Consider the following 19,859-nt stretch of genomic DNA (forward strand, 5'->3'; position numbering starts at 1 on the left):
TGATTCGCCTTAGCCCCCGCCCCCCAGGCGGGGGCTTTTTGCTGGGAAGGAAAGTGTTAACCCCTGCTAAGGCGCCAACCACCGCCTCAGCAGGGGCAGGCTCAGGCCAATCACATTGGAATAGCAGCCCTCAATTCGCTCCACCAGGCTTCCGCCCCGGCCCTCCAGGGCAAAGCCACCGGCGCACTGCAAAGGCTCACCAGTGGCCACATAGGCATGGATCTCAGCTTCGCCCACCGAGGCAAACTGCACCCGGGTGGTGACCGTTGTGAGGCGTTCGCCTTGCCCTTCATCAGCATTTACAGGGGCTGGCAGGAGGCAATGGCCCGTGTGCAGCTCCGCCCAGGCCCCGGCCATCCGCCGCCAGCGCGCAATCGCCTCTTCTGCATTGGCCGGCTTACCAAACACTTCTCCCTCAAACACCAAGAGAGAATCGCAGCCCAAAACGGCCTGGCCACCAACGACGTGGCCATCTCGATCGGCGCCGTGGGCCAACAACGAAACCGCCCGGGCCTTGGCCTGGGCCAAGCGCTGCACCAGGGCAATGGGGTCTGAATCAACGATCGAATCCTCATCAACACCACTCACCTGCACCCGGTGGGGGATGGCGGCCTGCTCCAGCAGGCGACGGCGGGCAGGGGAAGCTGAAGCAAGAACCAACATCGGCGCAGGGGATTAGGGAGAATCACTCCATGCAACACCAGTCGGCCCCATCCGTTGGCGATCTGCTCCACGATCAAAGGGCCATCGATCGGGCCTCCCTGGCCCTGCGCTGCCTCCCCTACCTGCGGGCCTTCTATGGGCTTGTGGCTGGCACAGCCCTTGGCAGCGCTGAACTCAACCAGCGACCTGATGCCCGCAAACTTTGCCCCCGCCCATTGGCTGCCGATCGGATGGAGGCGGATTGGATCTGGCTGATCCAACTTGGGGTGCTACGCCGTGAAGTGGATGGCCAGGGCCTCACCCACAGGGTGCGCCTCACCCCAATGGGCCGCCGAGTGTTGCAGGGCTGGCAAGGGGAGATTCCCCGGGCTGGCCTACTTAAATCGCTGCGCAACGCTTTTAGGAGACACAAACCACGCTGGTAGACGAACCCAGCCCCCTAATTGCGCTGTAGCATTTTTGTACAACTTGTACGTATTGTCCACGGTGGAAATCACGTTGAGGAAAACTGGCGGATCCGTTACCGCCACAATTCCAGGCGAAATGGCACGTCGTTTCCATCTCGCCCCGGGCGACCGGATCCAGGCCATTGAAACTGAGCAAGGCATACTCCTGACCCCCTTCGATCCAACTGTGCAGGAAGCTCTCGCCCTAGCTTCCGACGCAGCCCGCCAGTATCAAAACGCCCTCAGAGAGCTCGCCCATTGAACCTGCTATCGGAACCCCGCTGGGTTCCTGCTATCGCCGTGACAGCGATGCACCATCAGCAGATTCTTGAGCATGGTGGTCTTCAGGGCATCCGATCCCAGTCCACATTGGAAGCAGCTCTGGCCAGGCCGCAACAGCGCTGGAGCTACGGCGAGCTGCAGTCAATTCCAGCTATTGCAGCAGCCTATGCAGAGGCCATCGTTCGTGCCCACCCATTTTCAGATGGCAACAAGCGCACGGGATTGCTTGTTGCCTTGGTCTTCCTTGGCCTGAACGGCTGTGCTTTCAATGCGTCCAACGAGAGCGTCGTGTCGACGATCCGGCGGCTCGCGGCAGGAGATTTGGCAGGGCCGGATTTGGAGGCCTGGTTCAACAGCCACTGCGGCAGCAGAGAATGACCATGGCACGACCCACTCCCCTCATGGTGCTTGGCACCTCCAGCGGTGCCGGCAAGTCGTTGATGACGGCCGCCCTCTGCAGGGTGTTGCGACGTCGCGGCGAAACGCCCCTGCCCTTCAAGGGGCAAAACATGAGCAACAACGCCTGGGTGGACCAGGCCGGCGGCGAGATGGCCTATTCCCAGGCGCTGCAGTCGTGGGCGGCGGGCCTGGAGCCCCAGTGCCCCATGAATCCGGTGCTGCTTAAACCCCAGGGTGACAGCACCAGCGAGGTAATCCACCTGGGCAAGAGCGTGGGCAATGCCCGGGCTGAGCATTACTACCGGGATTGGTTTCGCCCCGGTTGGGCCGCCATCCGCACCGGGCTCGAGCAACTGCAGGCCGCCTATCCCGGCGGTCGGCTGGTGCTGGAGGGGGCCGGCAGCCCGGTGGAGGTGAACCTCCAATCCCGCGACCTGACAAACCTGCGGCTGGCCCAATACCTAAGGGCCCGTTGCATCCTGGTGGCCGACATCGAGCGGGGCGGGGTATTTGCCCAGCTGGTGGGCTCCCTGGCCCTGCTGCGGCCAGTGGAGCGGCCCCTCATTAGGGGCCTGTTGATCAATCGCTTCCGGGGCCGCCGCGAATTATTTGACGAAGGGCGCCGCTGGCTGGAAAAGGAAACCGGGATTCCGGTGCTTGGCGTAATGCCCTGGCTGGATGAGTTATTTCCGGCAGAAGACTCCCTCGACTTGCTGGAGCGCCGCGGCCGCAAGATTGGCGCTGAGCTTGAGATCGTGGTGCTCAAGCTGCCATCGCTCAGCAATTTTTCCGATCTGGATCCCCTGGAGGCCGAACCAAGCGTGCAACTGCGCTGGGTCGCCCCGGGGGAGGCGCTGGGCAGCCCCGATGCGGTGATTGTGCCCGGCAGCAAGCAGACCCTGCGGGACCTAAAAGCCCTGCAAGCTGCGGCCCTATGCAGCGAACTGCAGAGCTTTGCGTCAAAGGGCGGCCACGTCTTTGGTATCTGCGGCGGCATGCAAATCCTTGGCCTGGAGCTCAGTGACCCTGGCGGACTAGAAGGCGGCGAAGGGGGCGATAACAACCAGGGATTTGGCCAGGGATTTGGCCAAACAGAAGGTCTGGGCCTGCTGCCCCTGCGCACCGTTTTCGGCGGCCCCAAAGCCCTGCTACAGCGCAGTAGCCAGGCCCTTTGGCCAGCTGCGCTGAGCTTCAACAGCAACGGGAGCAACTGCGAAACCCTCCAAATTGAAGGCTTCGAACTTCACCGCGGCAGCACCCAGGCCCTAGCCCCCTGCCAGCCGCTCTGCGCCGACGCCGAGCTGGGCTGGGTGGCAAACAACGTGGCCGGCACCTACCTACACGGCGTATTTGAGAGCGGCCCCTGGCGAAGGCGCTGGCTCAACCATCTGCGACAGCGCAAAGGATTGGCGTCCCTAAATGAATGCCAACCCCACCACAGCCAACAAAGGGAGGCATTGCTTGATCGTCTGGCCGATGCCTTTGAGCAGCACGTAAATCTGGAGCCCCTTCTGAACAGGCAATGAGTGAGGTATTAATCCACTGGCCCCTAATGATTAATTGTCGCCCCGTAACGCCTGGTTGACAATTCCAGCCAGCGACGATCCATATTCTTGATAATCGACCCAACTTGATAACAAAGCAAGCAACGCCGAGCCAATCGGCTAAAATGCACAGAAGACGAAAAAGAAACCTCTTTGTGCTGCGCAATAATAGCCTCTTCTTGAGTTCGTAACTTATCCATTAGGCGCTCGAGATCGATTCTTATAAATTTAGGTTTCTGCTGTAACTGAATTGAATAAAGTTGAAGTGGATTAGCCTGAAGGCGCGCTATCCAGTCACCAAGTTGATCGATACATCCTGCCAGAAGTGCCGCTTCTTGACAGTGCAGAATCTCGATTTCAGCAGAAAACTCCTGGGATTCTCTCAAAGCTCTCAAGGCAGTAATACAGCCAGCAAGTGCCGCACAACAACGTTCCAACTCGTGCCAAAGGTGGGCTAGGGGCTGGCCATAGGGATTAACACCTAATTCAACAATCGCGGCAGGGCGACTTTTTTTCAACTCAACCAGAGCATGCATTAACTGCCGATGCATCTGTTTACGTTCGCTTGGCTGCAGCCAAATCTCCGTAGAACCCGTCATCAAAACCCTCGCCTGAAGCAACGCCTCACGCTGCATTGCCAACAAGGATTGAACATTGCGATGGTGATCTCTAATCGCCGTATTTGGCCAGAACAGATGCAGGCTGAGCAGCGCCAGCAGAACTCCTAGGGCAGTCCAGATGATCTTTAGCCGTAGCGAACTATCGATAGCAGCGGTGGACTGCATCGTCCAACCCATAATCACCACCAAGCCTGCAATTTTATAGCCAGCCTGCAGCCCCAGTAAACCGCCAATCAACCTGATTAGGCCAAGTGTCAGGCCCAGGCCAAACGGAAATGGCAGCAAGGCTAGGGCTGGCTGACAAATCAACAACACAATGGCTCCAAGCCCCGTGCAGACCACTCGCTGCAGCCCCAAGACGTAGGAACTTCCGTAGCTTCCAGCCATCACCGCAGCAATCGTTAGCGGCATGTAATAGCCATCTGGCACGGAACTGAGGCTGCCCAGCCCGGCCGCTAAGCCGATGGAGATAGCCAAACGCAGGTCTTCGCGCTGAATCAGCGACATGCGTTGCGGCAAAGGGTCATGCTGTGCAAGGCCTGCTGGACCCGCTGCCGCTCATCATCGATGGCCGCAGTAAGCAACGGCGAGCGCTTCCCCGATATAAACAGCGCTTGATGGCGTTCAAGTTCTAGGAAATGGTGAAGCAAAGTCTCCCAGAGCAGCAAACGTTGCCACCAGCGCTTGCGGCGTACTATTGCGGCCTGTTGGCTTCGCATCGCCAATTCAACAAGTCGGGCTAAACGCAGCAGCCCCTCGGTTAGATCAATCTCTGCCGATTTTAAAAGACTGCCTTCTGCATTAATCAGGTGTGCTGAAGTTGCCTGTTGAATCGGAGACATCAGATGGAATCCGCCAATCAATCTGATTTGATGATCTAGTGCTAGATCAAGCCGCTCCAACTCAACCAGACGATTGCGCGGCCAAAAGAGGAAAGAGACAGTCACAGCCACCACTATTCCGATGATTACATCTAGGCTGCGATTGAATACAAAATTCCAGCTGAAATCCGCCTGGCCGGGAATCATCAAAAACATCACTATTATTGTCATCGCAGTGGACAGACCGCCTTGCCAACCCATCAGGCGGAGCAAAGGAAGACAAAAAAGACAAGCGATCAAAACCGCCACCCAACCGGATACAATTGTATGCACAAGAAAGGTAATTAATGCTCCCAGAATCGTGCCAAAAATTCTTCCCTTAGCTGCCGGGATTGTGAGCTCATCATTGTCATCAACAACGATCAACGCCGCATATAGCGAATACCAGAGATAGGCCGTGCGATCACTCCACAGAGCAATTGCTGCTGTCCCGAACATGACTGCAGCCAGACGTAGACTCTGTCTCAACAAATCCGGCGTCAAGCGAACGACCTTATTCAAAACCCAACTGACAGGAGAACAAGAACTGTGGGAACTGGACATTTCCCTAGAGTTTGATGCCAAACCACTGATTAGGGAAGAGGAGATTCCAATTACAAAGGCCTGGTGACCCCGCACGTGAATCTGGAGCCCCTTCTGAACACGCCATGAGTGAGGTTTTGATCCACTGGCCCGATGGCAGCAGCTGCCTGGTAGCTGGCGGCACCGATTGGCTTGAGGCCGCAAGCAGGGCCGGTTACGACATTCCGACGGGGTGCTTGGGGGGCAGCTGCGGCGCCTGCGAAATCGATGTCAACGGTGAAACCGTGCGGGCCTGCATCGCCACTGTTCCTAGTGAAGCAATTAGTGAGATCAGGGTGGAGCTGGTCAGTGATCCCTTCTGGTAACTGCTATCACGCTGCCTTAACCAAGCTGCCTTAATCGCGCTGAATCAGGCCGCCACCCAGCAACACCTCACCGGCATAGAAAACTGCCGCCTGGCCAGGGGTGATCGAAAATTGTTCATCGCGAAACTGCAATTGACAGCGACTGGGTCGATCCGCCGCCGCATCAGCATCGGTGGCAGCTAAGGGGGTGAGCAGGGCCGGCTCAGGGGCACTGCGATAACGCACCTGCGCCTCCACCTGCATCGGCTCCAAGGGGGCCCCAATCGAAACCCAATTCACCGCACCAACAATGCATTCGGAGCGGGCAGCCTGGGCGCGGGGCGCCACCACCACCCGATTCAAGGCCGCATCTAGCCGCACCACATGCAAGGGTTCGCTCCAGGCCACCCCCAACCCCTTGCGTTGGCCGATGGTGAAGTGCTCGATGCCATCGTGGCTGCCCACCACAGTGCCATCGACAAGCACGATCTCCCCGGGTCGCTCGGGCAGGTAGGCATCCAAAAAGGCCTTCATTGAGCCGTGGTGATCAGCCAAGCAGAGGTCTTGGCTTTCCGGCTTTTGGGCCGTGCGCAAACCGTGGCGGGCAGCCTCCAGGCGCGTATCGGCCTTGGTGAGCTCCCCCAGGGGAAACACCAGCCGGCCCAAAACCTCCTGGGGCAGGTCGTAGAGGAAGTAGCTCTGGTCTTTTAGGCCGTCTAGGCCCCGCAAAAGCTGATGGCGGCCGTTGTCGCTTTGGCTGGCCTGGCGCACCCTGGCGTAGTGCCCGGTGGCAATTCGCTCCAGGTCGCGCTCCTGCTTGGCCCAGGCGAGCATCGGTCCAAATTTGACCTCCCGGTTGCAGCGGGAACAGGGCAGGGGGGTAAGGCCAGAGCCGTAGTCCGCAACAAGGAAATCGACGATCTGCTCCTGGAAGTGGGCGCGCAGATCCACCACGTGGTGGGGCACTTCCAACTGCTCACAGATGCCAGCCGCATCAACCAGGCCCTCAGCGCAGCAGGCCCCCTTGCCACTCATCAACCAAAGGGTGAGGCCTTCCACGTCCCAGCCCGCCTCCACCAACAGAGCTGCGGTGAGCGAACTATCTACCCCGCCGGAAAGGCCCACCGCCACCCGATGCTCCCCAGGCCAAGAACGCAACCGCTCCAGGGCCTCTGCCCCCGCAGGGGTGGCCGCAACGATCTTTGCCGCCTTAGGCGAAGCGGCCACTAGGGGGGTAGGGGTAGCGCTCAAGGAAAAGACAGGCGGGGCGACGGGCGCCGATTTGCTCCCATCATGGAGGGAATGCCAACCCCAAGCCGTGCCGCACGCCCCAGGCGGTTGCGTCAGAGTTGGCTAACAAAAAGCCCGCGAATGTGTTGTTTTGCGTTTGAAAGCTAAAGCGTTGATGAAAACATTCGGCTATTCAAAAAAAGAAGCCCATATTTGCCGCACCCAAACCCAGCCCATGACTTCCACCTCCCCACGGGCTAGCGAGAGCAGTAGGCGTCGAAGTAGCGATCCGATCACTTGGTATCTGGCCACAATTGGCCGCGAACCCTTACTAACTCCAGCCGAAGAAATCGAACTCGGCAACCAGGTGCAAGCCATGATGGCGATCCTGGAAGATGGAGATCGGGAGCTAACAGAAAAGGAAAAAAGAACAATAAAAATTGGTAAGCGCTCCAAGGCGCGGATGATGAAAGCCAATCTCAGGCTGGTGGTTAGCGTCGCAAAGAAATATCAAAGCAAAGGCCTTGAATTACTTGACCTAATCCAAGAGGGCTCCCTTGGTTTAGAGCGGGCCGTCGAAAAGTTTGACCCCACTAGGGGTTATAAATTCTCCACCTATGCCTTCTGGTGGATTCGCCAAAGCATGACCCGGGCGATTGCCTGCCAATCCCGCACGATCCGCCTGCCGGTGCACCTGAGCGAACGCCTGACGGCGATTCGCAAGGTGAGCCTGGATCTGGCCCACAAGTTGGGGGCCATGCCGAGCCGCAGTGAAATCTCCGAGGAAATGGGGATTTCGATCGAAGAACTCGACAGCGTGCTGCGCCAATCCCTGACCACCTCAAGCCTTGATGCACCAATCAATGGCGATGAAGGCCGCAGCTTCCTGGGCGATCTGATTGCCGACAACAGCGAAGAGGAGCCCCTGGAGCGGGTCGAGCGGGGCATGCACCAGGAGCAACTGGGCCGCTGGATGAGCCACCTCAGCGACCAGGAGCGCCAAGTGCTGCACCTGCGCTTTGGCCTGGAAGGGGCAGAGCGCCACACCCTGGCCGAGATCGGCCGGCTGCTGGATGTTTCCCGCGAGCGGGTGCGCCAGGTGGAATTGAAGGCCTTGCGCAAATTGCGCAACCTGACCAGAAGGATGCCCACCAGCCTCTAGGGCTCAGTAGGCAATCAGCCAGGGCTCAGTCAGTCTTCTGCCCAGATGTAACGGGTGAGCTCTTCCGGCTTGGGCTCGGGGGCGGCCAGGGCGAATTCAACGCAGTCGGCTATCACCCCATCGATTTCCTTCTCGATGGCCTTGAGCTCATCGGCATTGGCCAGCTTTAGTTCAATTAGCTGGGCGGCTAGGCCCTTGATCGGATCACGCTTGGCCCAGAATTCCTTCTCCTCCTCTGCCCTCAGTTCATCGGGGTCGGCCAAGGAGTGGCCGCGGAAGCGATAGGTGAGACATTCCAAAACGGTTGGGCCTTCCCCGGCCCGGGCCCGCTCAACCGCTCGCTGGGCGGCAGCCCGCACCGCCAATACATCCATGCCATCGACCTCTTCTCCGGCCATGCCGAAGGCAGCTGCTTTACGCCAGATTTCCGGGTCGCTGGTGGCGCGGTTGTGGTCCATGCCAATGGCCCACTTGTTGTTTTCCACCACAAACAAAATCGGCAGCTTCCACACCGCCGCCATGTTTAGGCATTCATAGAACTGGCCGATATTGCAGGTGCCATCGCCGAAAAAGGCAGCCGTAACTGAGTCGCTGGAGGCATCGCCAAGGGCATCGCGCTTGTAGCGGCTGGTGAAGGCGGCCCCCAGGGCCACGGGAATTCCCTCGCCAATGAAGGCGTAGCCGCCCAGCAGGTGGTGCTCCTTGGAGAAGAGGTGCATCGAGCCGCCACGACCCTTGCTGCAGCCGGTCTCCTTACCAAACAGTTCGCTCATAACCTCCCGGGCAGGCACCCCGCAACTAAGGGCATGCACGTGGTCGCGGTAGGTGCTGCAGAACCAGTCGTGCTGCATCTTCATCGCCTTGATAACGCCCGTGCTGACGGCCTCCTGGCCGTTGTAGAGGTGCACGAAGCCAAACATTTTGCCCCGGTAATACATCTCGGCGCACTTGTCTTCAAAGCGCCGACCCAGGGTCATGTCGCGGTAGAGCATCAGGCCCTCCTCGCGGTTGATTACGGCGGGCGTCGCCGGATAGAGATTTTCTAGGCGCTGGGCATGGGGACCGGCCACGTGAGTGGAATCGGCGGAGCAGGAGGGCACACCGGAGGCCGCCGCTGTTTCCTGACCCATGTCTGCCTGTGTCATTTCGGGTGCAATGCCTCAATTAACTGTACGGGGTCCAGCACCAATGGGTCGGCCAATTGCGGCCAAAACCGTTGACCCTGCCTAAAGTCACCCACCTAAGGGCGATGCAGGTTGGAACTACCGATTGATCACTTCCGGTTGCTTGGTGTGGGGCCAACCACCGATGCCCAATCGGTTCTGCACACCCTGCAGCAACGGCTCGATCGCCCGCCAAGCCAGGGCTTCACCCCGGAAACCCTGCAGGCCAGAGAAGAATTGCTGCGGGCAACGGCAGATCTCCTCAGTGATAGCGACCGGCGCCTGGCCTACGAAACCGACCTTACGGCCATCTCGACGGCGGCCGGCGCGGCCATTGCAGCCCTGGATGTGTCCTCAAGCCTGGAGGTGGGTGGTCTGCTGCTGCTGCTCGAGGCAGGCCAGCCCCTGGAGTGCTTTGAACTAGCCAGTCGCAGCCTGCAACCACCCCAGGCACCAGCCCTAGGCAGTGGGCGCGAGGCAGACCTGGCCCTTCTGGCTGGTCTGGCGGGCCTGGCCGGAGCAGCCGATTTACACGCCCAACGCCGCTATGAGGGCGCCGCCCAAATCCTCAAGCAGGGTCTGCAGGTGCTCCAGCGCATGGGCCAATGGCCCGCCCTACGCCAGCAACTCAGCGATGAGCTGGAGGGCCTCACCCCCTACCGGGTACTCGATCTACTGAGCCGCAACCTCACCGCCAGCGGCGAACGGGCCGAGGGCATGGCCTTACTCGAGGACTTGGTCAAACGCCGCGGCGGCCTCGATGGAATCGCTGATCCGCTCCTGGACAGCGAGCAATTTGAAGCCTTCTTCAAGCAAATCCGCGCCTTCCTGACCGTTCAAGAACAGGTGGATTTGTTTAGTCGCTGGGCAGATGAAGGCGAAATGCCCCGCTCGGCCAAGGCCGATTCCCTGGCCACAAAAGCCCTCACCGCCTCGGGCTTTGTCCAACGCAAACCCGATCGCATTGCCGCCGCCAAACAACGGCTTCAGGCCTGCAAAGAAGCGCAGCCCGAAACCCTGCTGGCCTGCCTGCATTTGCTTCTGGGCGAAGTGGAGCAGGCAAGGGCCCTGTTTGAAAAGGGTGCCAGCCCGGCCCAAAAGCAGTGGGTAGCCAGCCAGAGCAGCGACCCCCTTGCCCAACTTTGCGCCCACTGCAGCGACTGGCTCAAGCGCGATGTGCTGCCCGGCTATCGCGACCTGGAGGCCGATGCCGACCTGGAGGCCTACTTCGCCGATCGCGATGTGCAGGCCTACGTGGAACGCCATGACCCCAAAATCCCAGCACCGTTTGAACAAACGGCCCCGTCCCTGGCCCTAGGGGGCCCCAACCCATTTGCCGTAGGCCCCGCCCAAGCAAATCAGTACGACCAAGACGACCAAGACGATCAAGACGATCTAGAGGACGAACCCTGGCTGGATTCGCTGCTACCCAATTGGCAGTGGCCGGATAACTGGCGCTGGCCCGAAAACTTGCAGTGGCCCCAAAACTGGGGCCTGCCCCAAAACCTGATCCCCAGCAGGCCCAGCAAAAACCAATGGGGCGCCGCTGCAGCAGCCCTAGTCGTGGCAGTGGGGGCAGCTGCGGTGGTTTCGAAGCTCGCAAACCAACCGCAAACCAGCGCCACCAACAAACCGGCACTGGCTATCAAGCCCGCCGCCCCAAAACCAGCCCCCCCCAAGCCCCCGGAGCTGGTGCCGGCGGCAGTGCCCCTCGTAGCCGCTGAGCCCAACGATGACCAGGTGCGCGCCCTGCTGGAGGCCTGGCTAGCGGCAAAGGCCGAGGTTTTGGCTGGCAAAAACAGCAAAGAGAGCCTCGAGGCCATGGCCAGGCCAGCGCCGATCGAACACCTCCAGGCCCAACGGGCCACGGACCAGGCCAGCGGCACCACCCAGCAGATCAGCACCCGCATCACCAATTTTGAGATCGATCAACGCAGGGCCAACCGCATTGCCGCCGACGTGAGCCTCGAATACCGCGAAACCGTGCTCGATGCGGCCGGCAAGCCCCAGGGCCCCACCAGCACCATGACCCTGCGCAATCGCTACGTTTTTGGCCTGGACGGAGGCAGTTGGCGACTGGTCTATTACGAAAAAGTCCCTAACCAATAGCTGCCAAGCCATTGGCCAGTTTTTACGATCCTCTTACTGCTGAGTACCCAGCCTGATGTTCGACGAGCTATCCCAGCGGTTTGAAGATGCCGTCAAAAGCCTGAGGGGCCAGGCCAGCATCACCGAAACCAATGTGGAGGGCGCCCTCAAACAGGTGCGCCGGGCCCTGTTGGAGGCCGATGTGAGCCTGCCGGTGGTGCAGGACTTCGTGGCCGAAGTAAGGCGCAAGGCCGTGGGTGAGGAGGTGGTTCGTGGCATTAGCCCCGACCAGAAATTCATCCAGCTGGTGCACGGCCAGCTGGTCGAGATCATGGGCGGCGAAAACGCGCCGTTGGCCCCAGCCAAGCCCGAGGGGCAGGGGCCCAGCGTGGTGCTGATGGCGGGCCTCCAGGGGGCAGGTAAAACCACCGCCACCGCCAAGCTCGGCCTCTATCTCAAGGACCAGGGGCGCAAAACCCTAATGGTGGCTGCGGATGTCTACCGCCCCGCCGCCATCGACCAGCTCACCACCCTGGGCAGCCAGATCGGCGTGGAGGTATTCAGTCTGGGGGCCGATGCCAAGCCCGAGGCCATTGCTGCCGCCGGTATTGCTAAGGCCAAGGCGGAGGGTTTCGACACCGTGTTGGTCGACACCGCCGGCCGACTCCAGATCGATCAGGCGATGATGGAGGAGATGGTTCGCATCCGCGAAGCAGCAGCTCCCGACGAAGTGCTGCTGGTGGTGGATTCGATGATCGGCCAGGAGGCCGCCGACCTAACCCGGGCCTTCCATGAACAGGTGGGCATCACCGGGGCGGTGCTGACCAAGCTCGACGGCGACTCCAGGGGTGGCGCGGCCCTTTCGATCCGCAAGGTGAGTGGCGCTCCGATCAAATTCATCGGCACGGGCGAAAAGGTGGAGGCGCTGCAGCCCTTCCACCCTGAGCGGATGGCGAGCCGGATCCTGGGCATGGGCGACGTGCTCACCCTGGTGGAGAAGGCCCAAAAGGAGGTGGAACTGGCCGATGTGGAACGGATGCAGCAAAAGCTGCAGGAAGCCAGCTTCGACTTCTCCGATTTCCTCCAGCAGATGCGCCTGATCAAGCGCATGGGCTCCCTAGGCGGCCTGATGAAAATGATTCCGGGCATGAACAAGCTCGACGACGGCATGCTCAAGCAGGGGGAGCAGCAGCTCAAAAAAATTGAAGCGATGATCGGCTCGATGACCGAAGCCGAGCGCAATCAGCCCGAGCTGCTCGCCTCGCAACCGTCCAGAAGGCGGCGCATCGCCTCAGGCAGCGGCCACACCAGCGCAGATGTGGACAAGGTGCTGGCCGACTTCCAAAAAATGCGTGGCTTCATGCAGCAGATGACCCGGGGCGGCGGCATGCCCGGGATGCCGGGCATGGGGGGAATGCCCGGAATGCCCGGAATGCCCGGAATGCCTGCCATGGGTGGAGGGCCCGGTGGCGGTGCCGCTGCTGGCTCGCGCAAATCCCACAAGCCACCCAAAAAGCGCAAGGGCTTCGGACAGCTCTAGGCACCCCAAGAGGTACATTGGTCCACTGGACACCTAGTGGTTAGGCCTCGATGATCAAGCTCCGCCTGAAGCGGTTCGGTAAGAAGCGGGAAGCGAGTTTCCGCCTCGTCGCGACCAACAGCACCTCCCGTCGGGATGGCCGGCCCCTAGAAGAGCTGGGCTACTACAACCCCCGCACCAAGGAAACCCGTCTCGACACCGAAGCCATTCGGGCCCGTCTGAGCCAGGGCGCCCAACCCACCGATTCCGTCCTCTCCCTGCTGGAGAAAGGTGGCCTGGTCGAGAAGACCGTGCGTGCCGCTGAAACCGTTGGCAAGCAAAAGCAGGCCCTGGCCCGTGAAGCTGCTGATAAGCAGGCCAAGAAGGAAGCTGCCGATGCAGCCGCTGCGGCCAAAGCTGAAGCTGCCGCCCAAGCAGAAGCTGAGGCTGCGGCCAAGGCTGAAGCTGCTGCCCAAGCTGAAGCTGCCGCCGCAACTGCTGCTACTGAAGAAGCCCCTGCCGAAGAAGCAGCCGAAGCTTGATCAGCCGCCCCATGGCTGAAGCCGAGGGCCTGATCACTTTTTCAATCACCCTGCCCAATCCGGCGGCGGCCCTGGCCATCGCCGGTGATGAGCGGGCCTCCACCCTGCATCGCCTCGAAGCCCTCACCGGGGCATCGCTGGTTTTGCGGGGTTTGGATTTGGTAATCCGGGCCCAACCCAACCAGCTGGAGCGGGCGGCGGCCTTGGTGGAACTACTTAGACCCCTCTGGCAGGAAGGCCAGGCGGTCGGCCAGGTGGATGTGCAAATCGCCCTGCAGGCCCTAGATGCCGGGCGTGGTGAGGAGCACCAACAACTGGGCAAGCAGGTGCTGGCCAGGAGCCAGAGCGGCAAGTTGCTGCGGCCCCGCACCCTCAAACAAAAGGCCTATGTGGAGGCGATGGAGCGCCACGACCTCACCCTGGCCCTGGGGCCCGCTGGCACGGGCAAAACCTTCTTGGCCACCGTCCATGCGGTGCGGATGCTGAGCGAACGCAAGGTGGAGCGGCTGGTGCTGACCAGGCCGGCGGTGGAGGCAGGCGAGCGCCTTGGCTTCCTTCCCGGCGACCTGCAGCAGAAGGTTGACCCCTACCTGCGCCCCCTCTACGACGCCCTCCACGCCCTACTCGGCCCAGAGCGCACCACATCCCTACTGGAGAAGGGCGTAATCGAAGTGGCGCCGCTGGCCTACATGCGTGGCCGCACCCTGGCAGACGCCTTTGTGATCCTCGATGAGGCCCAAAACACCACCTGTGCCCAAATGCGGATGGTCTTGACCCGCCTCGGCGAAAACTCGCGGATGGTGGTCACCGGTGATCCCACCCAGGTCGACCTACCAAGGGGGGTGGCCAGCGGACTGACGGAGGCGGCCCAGGTGCTGGAAGGTATTGAAGGGATTGCCATCTGCCGGCTTACCAGCGCCGATGTGGTGCGCCACCCCCTTGTGCAGCGGCTGGTGGATGCCTATGCCGCCCTGGACGCAAGCAGCCATGGGGAGATCCGCACCCCCAGGCCAACCAACAACTAATCATCACTGCCAGGATGGCTCCAGTTCATCCCCCTGGTGCGCCATGCCGGCCAGCAGCAATTTTCAACAGGCCATCCGCGAGGCGCAAAGCAGCGCCCTTGTGGGGCCCAATGTGGTCAACAAGGCCCTGCCCTTCGTGGGCGGCGGCATGGTGCTCACAGCCGCAGGAGTGATGGGTGGCCTCGCCCTTATGGCTAGCAACCCTCCCCTTTTCATGCCGCTCTTTTGGGTGGCCCTGATCGGCAACTTCATCCTCTTCTTCGTGGCGCAAAACGTCGCCATGAAGGGCAATAACGGCACGGCCCTGCCGTTGCTGACCGCCTACAGCCTGCTCACCGGCTTCACCCTCAGCGGCATCGTGGCCATGGCCATTGGCACCGCAGGGATTGGGGCCATTGGGGTGGCGGCACTGGCCACCGGAGTCACCTTTGTGGTGGCTTCAGTGGTTGGTCGGCGCATGAGCGACAGCGTCGGCCAATCGCTGACTGCAGTGGTGGGCCTCGGGATCGTTGGCCTGCTGGTCGCGATGGTGGTGCAGATCATTGGAGGCATCTTTGCCCCCGGCATCTTCCACGGCGGCACCTTTGAGTTGCTGATCGCCGGCTTTGGCACCGTGTTGTTTGTGGGAGCGGCCTTCGTCGACTTCTACACCATGCCCCGCACCTACAGCGACGACCAGTACCTGGCCGGCGCCCTGGGCATGTACCTCACCTACATCAACCTGTTCATCTTCATCCTGCGCCTGATCATCGCCCTCAATGGTGGCGGTCGCCGCGACTAGGCCCTTTTCACTCGGCCACGGCCTCGATCGCAGCTGCGATCGAGGCCTTTTGTTCGTCGTCGTAGCCCCAGCGCTCCAGGAAGGCCACATCCTCTCCTTCGCCGTTGGTGGCCGCCAACAGCTGCTCCAGCCGCTGCTTCACCGCCAGGGGCTCAAGCAGGCGCAGTAGCTCGGTGCAGCGCCCCTGCACCCTTTGGGAGCCCTGCTGCTGACTCGCATCGCCAACGCGGCCGTGGTGCATGGCCATCGCCGTGCTCATCGCCAGGTTGCGGGCCGAGAGATCGACGACCCCTTCACCAGCTAGGCGCAGCTGCAGCACCAGGGGTTCGGGCAGCCTGTCCATTAGGGGGCTATCGCCAGCGAGGCTGACCACGAAAAAGCCGCGGGCGCCGTCACGGCTCTCCACCAGCTCCCCGACCCGATCGGCGAGCACCTCATCGCTGAGTTCGCCCTGCTCCCACAGCAACAACCACTGGGCCGTGATCTCCATCGCCTGCTGAAAACTGGGTTTTACGGGCTTATCTGGGGCTGAATCCGTCATTTGGGGCGGCGGGCTGACAGTGTTGAGGTTATGGAGCCAAGCCACCCCCCTGCTTTTCAAGGGCTACCGATCCCGGATCCAGCTGCTGCGATCCGCATGCCGGAGCCGCCTGAGGATTTTCGCTCCGGTTTTGTGGCCCTAATTGGCCGGCCCAATGTGGGCAAAAGCACCCTGCTCAACCAACTGGTTGGAGAGAAGGTGGCGATCACCTCCCCTGTGGCCCAAACCACCCGCAACCGGCTGCGGGCAATCCTGACAACCCCCACGGCCCAGCTGGTGCTGCTCGACACGCCAGGCATCCACAAACCCCATCACCTGCTGGGGGAGCGGCTGGTGCAAAGCGCCCGGGGTGCCATTGGCGAGGTGGATGTGGTGCTGCTGCTGGTGGATGGCAGCGAACCCGCCGGCCGGGGCGATGGCTTCATCGTGGAACTGCTGCGCCAGCGCCAGGTGCCTGTGCATGTGGCCCTCAATAAAAACGACTTAGTGGATCCGGACCAGGCAGGAGCCCTGGCCCAGAGCTACCGCGACCTGGCGGATTGGCCGCTGCACCCGGTCAGCGCCCTTCAGGGTGATGGCACGGCGGAGCTGGTGGAGGCCCTGGCCGCCGATCTGCCCCTCGGTCCGCACCTCTATCCAGCCGATGCGGTCAGCGACCAGCCGGAGGAGTTGCTGATGGCTGAATTGATTCGCGAACAGGTGCTCAGCCACACCAGGGAAGAGGTGCCCCACTCGGTGGCCGTCAGCATCGATCGGGTGGTGGATGACGGACCCAGGACGGCGATCTTGGCCACGGTGCTGGTGGAGCGAGCAAGCCAGAAGGGCATCCTGATTGGCAAGGGTGGGTCAATGTTGCGCACCATTGGCCAGGGGGCCCGGCTGCAGATGGAGAAGGTTTTCTCCGGGCCCGTGTATCTAGAGCTGTTTATAAAAGTGGTGCCGGGCTGGCGGCGCAGTGCGGCCCGCCTGGCCGAGCTGGGCTATCGAGGCGACTAACGCGGCAAAAGCCAACCAAGCTCATTGCATACAAGTGAACCTTCACGACGCCAAAACCCATCTCTCCCGTTATGTAGAGCAGGCCCTGGTGCGCCTAGTGCCGGTGGATGAGACCCCTCGCAAGCGCGAGCTCGGCTTTCTGCAGGGGGCTGCTGTTCTCGACTGCGAGCTCAAAGCCGACTTCCAGAAGGACATCGAGGCGATGTTCGGATGATGGAGACAACCAGCCCAAGCAAACCAAATTTGAACCCGCAACTGCTCGACACCCAACTGCTGCTCTGGCTGGCAATAGACCCGGAACGCCCACCTGCAAAGTTGCCTAGAGACCTCAGCGGCTATGGCCCAGCGGTGACGTGGGTGGGTAACCCAGCGCCAGGCAACTGAGAGAATCGGTCGATGAGCGATAACGGCACCCCCTTTCCGCCCGAGGAGATCGGGGCCTTTTTGCGCCTCTGCGCTGGCGAATGGATGGCCCTAAACAGCGATTTTGTGCTGGGCGCCCCAGATGCCAGCGAAGACGACAACAGTTGGCACAGCAGTGAACGGGGCGAATTGGTTGTTGCCTACCTCGAACCCGAGAGCCCCGGTGAACCCGGCGGCCTGAGCATGGGTGCCAAGGGCGGGCTGGCCCAGAAACTGATTTTTGAAAGCCAGGGGAACTACCGCTGCATAAACCCACAGGCCGGCGGGCAAAGCAGCGAAGAGGGCAGCTGGGAGCTGGGTACCGATGGAGGCCTCGAGCTGGTGCTGGCAGGCGGCGAGCGGCGCGAACGGATTTGGTTCACCAAGCCCAATTTGCGGCTGCGCTCCTGGGTGCACACACCTACCGGCGGCCTGCCAAGCCAGGCCTACTTCAGCTCGGAAATTCGCCGGGTCAGCAAGACCTAGAGCCCATGGGTTTTGCGCTGTGATGCGACTGGATGTGGTCAGCCTGGCCCCGGAGGCCTTCATGCCGCTGCTGGCGCTGGGGGTTATCGGCCGCGCCTTTAGTGCCGGCATCGCCGAACTCCATACCCACAACCCCCGCGACTTCGCCACGGACCGGTACCGCAAGGTCGACGACGAGCCCTATGGCGGTGGGGCGGGGATGGTGCTCAAACCGGAGCCGGTCTTTGCGGCCTTTGAATCCATCCCCCTGCAGCTGCAGCGACGGGTGCTGTTGATGAGCCCCCAGGGCAAACCGCTGGAGCAGGCCGATTTACGCCGCTGGGCAACGGGCTATGGGCAGCTGGTCTTCCTTTGCGGCCACTACGAGGGCTTCGACGAACGCATCCGCAGCCTTGCCGATGAGGAAATTTCGATCGGTGATTTCGTGCTCACCGGTGGGGAGTTACCCGCCGCCGTGATCATCAATGGGGTCGTGCGACTGCTACCCGGCACCGTGGGTACGGCCGCCTCCCTAGAGGAGGAAAGCCACAGCACCCTGCTGCTCGAGCACCCCCACTACACCCGTCCGGCAGATTTCCGGGGCATGGAGGTGCCAGCGGTTTTGCGCTCCGGCGACCATGGCGCCATTGCCCGCTGGCGCAACCAACAACAGCAGGAGCGCACGGCACAGCGCCGCCCAGACCTATTCAGCCGCTGGGAAGAGCAGCAGCCGAATCGCATCCCGCTCAGCTGAGGTAATAGCGCCTGGTCTCAGGCCGCGGGGGGTGGGGAAAAAATGGTTGATGGAAATTCCCCTGCTTATTGGAGCCTGAACCAGAGGCTCGTAGAGGCGAGGCGCATGTCAGCCAAAAAGCTCTGATCAGGTTTAGAAAAGTGGCTTAGAGCGGCCCGTAATTGAAAACAGCAACCCCTAAATGCGCCACAAAGTGGCGAGCGGGACCGCCCATAACCCCTTACCCATCGGCAAGGTCTCACTGCCGTCATACAGCACAAAGCCCCCGATAAACGAATCCCCAGCCAGATCAGCCAATCGCCGCAAGCCATCGAAATCCCGGCCCTGCACCGAGGCCTTGGCCTTCACCTCAACCCCCACGATCTGGCCAGCACTGTTTTCAATTACCGCATCCACCTCCCTCTGGTCCCTGTCGCGATAGCTCAGCATCTGCAGATCACCATTGCTCCAGCTGGCCAGCTTGATCAACTCACTGACCACAAAGCTCTCGAGCAATGGACCAAAGCGGGAACGGTCACTCTGCAGGCTGGCCGTGTTGCAGCCGAGCAGGTTGGCCAGCAGGCCGGAATCCAGGAAATGCAGCTTCGGGGTTTTCACGATTCTCGAGAGGCGGTTGCTCCACCAGGGCTGGATACGCCGCAACAAAAACAATTGCTCAAACACCCCCAAATATTTCGATGCCGTCTTGTGGTCCAATCCCACCTGCCCAGCCAGCTGATTCACATTGGTGAGCTGACCTGCCATTGATGCCAGGGCGCGCAACAGTCGAGGCAGCTGCTCAAGCTTGTCTATATGGGCAATGTCGCGAACATCGCGGCTGAGCAGAGCACCGGTGTACTGACGCAGCCAAGACTCACGCCGCCTACTTGACTCTCGGGCCACGGCTTCTGGATAGCCGCCGCGCAGCACCCGCTCCACCAGCCCATCGCCCTGGTCGGCAACCATTCGACCGCCAGCTAGCCGGGGGACCTCTCCGTTGAAGACCATCTCCAGCCATAGCCCTTCGCTGCCCTCAAGTTCACAACCAGCCAGCGGCAGCAGGGTCTGCACCTCCATGCGCCCGGCTAGGGAGTCGGCCACGGCGGGCAGGGTGCGCAGATCAGCTGACCCCGTCAGCAGGAAACGACCCGGTCTGCGGTCGGTATCCACAGTTCTCTTTATCGCCAACAGCAGCTCTGGGGCTCGCTGGACCTCATCGATCACGGCCCTATTCAGGCTCTCCACAAAACCAGTGGGATCCTCCCTGGCCGAGAGCAGTGTGGCGGCATCGTCGAGACTGAGATACCGAAAGCCATCCGAAGCCATTGATGCAGCAAGGGAGCTGGCCAAGGTGGTCTTGCCCGCCTGCCGCGGTCCGTTGAGCAGCAGCACCGGCGTATCGGCAAGGGCCTCCCGCAGCAAGGGGGTGAGACGGCGCGTCAACAGCGGCCTATTCGCCATGCTCTCCCCCCGTCCAGATTGGTCCAAGTTAGCGTCCAGATTGGAATCTG

The 19,859-nt window shown here is 61.3% G+C and carries 21 protein-coding genes; 14 read left to right on the plus strand and 7 right to left on the minus strand.

Annotated elements, in window-relative coordinates:
- Positions 1-66: 66 nt before the first annotated feature.
- The gene (locus KBY49_RS05790; protein ID WP_254933775.1) at positions 67-663 is read right to left on the minus strand and encodes a nucleoside triphosphate pyrophosphatase; all 597 of its coding nucleotides are present in this window, start codon (positions 661-663) and stop codon (positions 67-69) included.
- 29 nt (positions 664-692) lie between these two features.
- Here KBY49_RS05790 and KBY49_RS05795 point away from each other — a divergent pair, with 29 nt between their 5' ends.
- From KBY49_RS05795 to KBY49_RS05805, 3 genes are all read left to right on the plus strand, one after another.
- Positions 693-1,088, plus strand: a complete 396-nt coding sequence (locus KBY49_RS05795; protein ID WP_254933776.1) for an Npun_F0494 family protein — start codon at positions 693-695, stop codon at positions 1,086-1,088.
- A gap of 330 nt (positions 1,089-1,418) precedes the next feature.
- Positions 1,419-1,769, plus strand: a complete 351-nt coding sequence (locus tag KBY49_RS05800) for a type II toxin-antitoxin system death-on-curing family toxin (protein ID WP_254934042.1) — start codon at positions 1,419-1,421, stop codon at positions 1,767-1,769.
- A 2-nt stretch (positions 1,770-1,771) separates the two neighbouring features.
- Positions 1,772-3,316 carry a cobyric acid synthase gene (locus tag KBY49_RS05805; RefSeq protein ID WP_254933777.1) on the plus strand — a complete coding sequence of 515 codons (1,545 nt, stop codon included), beginning with the start codon at positions 1,772-1,774 and terminating at the stop codon, positions 3,314-3,316.
- Positions 3,317-3,339: 23 nt separating this feature from the next.
- Here the strand turns inward: KBY49_RS05805 and KBY49_RS05810 are convergent, their stop codons facing one another.
- Positions 3,340-4,461 carry an FUSC family protein gene (locus KBY49_RS05810; protein ID WP_254933778.1) on the minus strand — a complete coding sequence of 374 codons (1,122 nt, stop codon included), beginning with the start codon at positions 4,459-4,461 and terminating at the stop codon, positions 3,340-3,342.
- Complete coding sequence (locus tag KBY49_RS05815; RefSeq protein ID WP_254933779.1) at positions 4,452-5,336, minus strand: aromatic acid exporter family protein; 885 nt, start codon at positions 5,334-5,336, stop codon at positions 4,452-4,454. The genes KBY49_RS05810 and KBY49_RS05815 overlap by 10 nt, the downstream gene beginning before the upstream one ends.
- Positions 5,337-5,482: 146 nt before the next feature.
- Between KBY49_RS05815 and KBY49_RS05820 the strand changes: the two genes are divergently transcribed.
- Complete coding sequence (locus KBY49_RS05820; RefSeq protein ID WP_254933780.1) at positions 5,483-5,722, plus strand: 2Fe-2S iron-sulfur cluster-binding protein; 240 nt, start codon at positions 5,483-5,485, stop codon at positions 5,720-5,722.
- Between the two features lie 30 nt (positions 5,723-5,752).
- On the opposite strand, the gene mnmA is transcribed toward KBY49_RS05820, so the two are convergent.
- Entirely contained in the window at positions 5,753-6,901 is a 1,149-nt protein-coding gene (gene mnmA, locus KBY49_RS05825) for a tRNA 2-thiouridine(34) synthase MnmA (RefSeq protein WP_254934043.1), read from the minus strand.
- A gap of 265 nt (positions 6,902-7,166) precedes the next feature.
- Here mnmA and KBY49_RS05830 point away from each other — a divergent pair, with 265 nt between their 5' ends.
- Positions 7,167-8,093, plus strand: coding sequence for a sigma-70 family RNA polymerase sigma factor (locus KBY49_RS05830; RefSeq protein ID WP_254933781.1), 927 nt, complete (start codon positions 7,167-7,169; stop codon positions 8,091-8,093).
- A 29-nt stretch (positions 8,094-8,122) separates the two neighbouring features.
- Here KBY49_RS05830 and pdhA read toward each other — a convergent pair whose 3' ends face one another.
- Positions 8,123-9,238 (minus strand): pyruvate dehydrogenase (acetyl-transferring) E1 component subunit alpha, encoded by a 1,116-nt coding sequence (gene pdhA, locus KBY49_RS05835; protein WP_254933782.1) that lies wholly within the window; start codon positions 9,236-9,238, stop codon positions 8,123-8,125.
- A 147-nt stretch (positions 9,239-9,385) separates the two neighbouring features.
- On the opposite strand from pdhA, the gene KBY49_RS05840 reads away from it, so the two are divergent.
- The 5 genes from KBY49_RS05840 to KBY49_RS05860 are packed head-to-tail and all read left to right on the plus strand — an operon-like array spanning position 9,386 to position 15,211.
- Positions 9,386-11,365 (plus strand): ARC6/PARC6 family protein, encoded by a 1,980-nt coding sequence (locus KBY49_RS05840; protein ID WP_254933783.1) that lies wholly within the window; start codon positions 9,386-9,388, stop codon positions 11,363-11,365.
- A gap of 55 nt (positions 11,366-11,420) precedes the next feature.
- Complete coding sequence (gene ffh / locus KBY49_RS05845; RefSeq protein WP_254933784.1) at positions 11,421-12,884, plus strand: signal recognition particle protein; 1,464 nt, start codon at positions 11,421-11,423, stop codon at positions 12,882-12,884.
- Positions 12,885-12,934: 50 nt separating this feature from the next.
- Positions 12,935-13,405 carry a 30S ribosomal protein S16 gene (gene rpsP, locus KBY49_RS05850; protein ID WP_254933785.1) on the plus strand — a complete coding sequence of 157 codons (471 nt, stop codon included), beginning with the start codon at positions 12,935-12,937 and terminating at the stop codon, positions 13,403-13,405.
- A gap of 11 nt (positions 13,406-13,416) precedes the next feature.
- Positions 13,417-14,430, plus strand: a complete 1,014-nt coding sequence (locus KBY49_RS05855; RefSeq protein WP_254933786.1) for a PhoH family protein — start codon at positions 13,417-13,419, stop codon at positions 14,428-14,430.
- Positions 14,431-14,473: 43 nt separating this feature from the next.
- A complete protein-coding gene (locus tag KBY49_RS05860) occupies positions 14,474-15,211 on the plus strand; it encodes a Bax inhibitor-1 family protein (protein WP_254933787.1) in 738 nt (245 codons plus the stop codon).
- 7 nt (positions 15,212-15,218) lie between these two features.
- On the opposite strand, the gene KBY49_RS05865 is transcribed toward KBY49_RS05860, so the two are convergent.
- Positions 15,219-15,752, minus strand: a complete 534-nt coding sequence (locus KBY49_RS05865; RefSeq protein ID WP_254933788.1) for a hypothetical protein — start codon at positions 15,750-15,752, stop codon at positions 15,219-15,221.
- A 30-nt stretch (positions 15,753-15,782) separates the two neighbouring features.
- Here KBY49_RS05865 and era point away from each other — a divergent pair, with 30 nt between their 5' ends.
- From era to trmD, 4 genes are all read left to right on the plus strand, one after another.
- Positions 15,783-16,748: a GTPase Era gene (era, locus tag KBY49_RS05870; RefSeq protein ID WP_396099455.1), complete on the plus strand. Its 966-nt coding sequence runs from the start codon at positions 15,783-15,785 to the stop codon at positions 16,746-16,748.
- A 34-nt stretch (positions 16,749-16,782) separates the two neighbouring features.
- Complete coding sequence (locus tag KBY49_RS05875) at positions 16,783-16,962, plus strand: type II toxin-antitoxin system Phd/YefM family antitoxin (protein WP_254933789.1); 180 nt, start codon at positions 16,783-16,785, stop codon at positions 16,960-16,962.
- A gap of 182 nt (positions 16,963-17,144) precedes the next feature.
- Positions 17,145-17,636 (plus strand): phycobiliprotein lyase, encoded by a 492-nt coding sequence (locus tag KBY49_RS05880; RefSeq protein ID WP_254933790.1) that lies wholly within the window; start codon positions 17,145-17,147, stop codon positions 17,634-17,636.
- A gap of 22 nt (positions 17,637-17,658) precedes the next feature.
- Entirely contained in the window at positions 17,659-18,369 is a 711-nt protein-coding gene (gene trmD, locus KBY49_RS05885; protein WP_254933791.1) for a tRNA (guanosine(37)-N1)-methyltransferase TrmD, read from the plus strand.
- Positions 18,370-18,546: 177 nt separating this feature from the next.
- On the opposite strand, the gene KBY49_RS05890 is transcribed toward trmD, so the two are convergent.
- Positions 18,547-19,809, minus strand: a complete 1,263-nt coding sequence (locus tag KBY49_RS05890) for an ATP-binding protein (RefSeq protein WP_254933792.1) — start codon at positions 19,807-19,809, stop codon at positions 18,547-18,549.
- Positions 19,810-19,859: the final 50 nt, after the last annotated feature.

The sequence above is a fragment of the Cyanobium sp. WAJ14-Wanaka genome (genome assembly GCF_024345375.1).
GTDB lineage: Bacteria > Cyanobacteriota > Cyanobacteriia > PCC-6307 > Cyanobiaceae > Cyanobium_A.

Excerpts from the sequence above, each read along its gene's own strand:
- KBY49_RS05790 (WP_254933775.1), bottom strand. The coding sequence starts at position 663 with ATGTTGGTTCTTGCTTCAGCTTCCCCTGCCCGCCGTCGCCTGCTGGAG.
- KBY49_RS05795 (WP_254933776.1), top strand. The coding sequence starts at position 693 with ATGCAACACCAGTCGGCCCCATCCGTTGGCGATCTGCTCCACGATCAA.
- KBY49_RS05800 (WP_254934042.1), top strand. The coding sequence starts at position 1,419 with ATGCACCATCAGCAGATTCTTGAGCATGGTGGTCTTCAGGGCATCCGA.
- KBY49_RS05805 (WP_254933777.1), top strand. The coding sequence starts at position 1,772 with ATGGCACGACCCACTCCCCTCATGGTGCTTGGCACCTCCAGCGGTGCC.
- KBY49_RS05810 (WP_254933778.1), bottom strand. The coding sequence starts at position 4,461 with ATGTCGCTGATTCAGCGCGAAGACCTGCGTTTGGCTATCTCCATCGGC.
- KBY49_RS05820 (WP_254933780.1), top strand. The coding sequence starts at position 5,483 with ATGAGTGAGGTTTTGATCCACTGGCCCGATGGCAGCAGCTGCCTGGTA.
- KBY49_RS05830 (WP_254933781.1), top strand. The coding sequence starts at position 7,167 with ATGACTTCCACCTCCCCACGGGCTAGCGAGAGCAGTAGGCGTCGAAGT.
- pdhA (WP_254933782.1), bottom strand. The coding sequence starts at position 9,238 with ATGACACAGGCAGACATGGGTCAGGAAACAGCGGCGGCCTCCGGTGTG.
- ffh (WP_254933784.1), top strand. The coding sequence starts at position 11,421 with ATGTTCGACGAGCTATCCCAGCGGTTTGAAGATGCCGTCAAAAGCCTG.
- rpsP (WP_254933785.1), top strand. The coding sequence starts at position 12,935 with ATGATCAAGCTCCGCCTGAAGCGGTTCGGTAAGAAGCGGGAAGCGAGT.
- KBY49_RS05855 (WP_254933786.1), top strand. The coding sequence starts at position 13,417 with ATGGCTGAAGCCGAGGGCCTGATCACTTTTTCAATCACCCTGCCCAAT.
- KBY49_RS05860 (WP_254933787.1), top strand. The coding sequence starts at position 14,474 with ATGCCGGCCAGCAGCAATTTTCAACAGGCCATCCGCGAGGCGCAAAGC.
- KBY49_RS05865 (WP_254933788.1), bottom strand. The coding sequence starts at position 15,752 with ATGACGGATTCAGCCCCAGATAAGCCCGTAAAACCCAGTTTTCAGCAG.
- era (WP_396099455.1), top strand. The coding sequence starts at position 15,783 with ATGGAGCCAAGCCACCCCCCTGCTTTTCAAGGGCTACCGATCCCGGAT.
- KBY49_RS05880 (WP_254933790.1), top strand. The coding sequence starts at position 17,145 with ATGAGCGATAACGGCACCCCCTTTCCGCCCGAGGAGATCGGGGCCTTT.
- trmD (WP_254933791.1), top strand. The coding sequence starts at position 17,659 with ATGCGACTGGATGTGGTCAGCCTGGCCCCGGAGGCCTTCATGCCGCTG.
- KBY49_RS05890 (WP_254933792.1), bottom strand. The coding sequence starts at position 19,809 with ATGGCGAATAGGCCGCTGTTGACGCGCCGTCTCACCCCCTTGCTGCGG.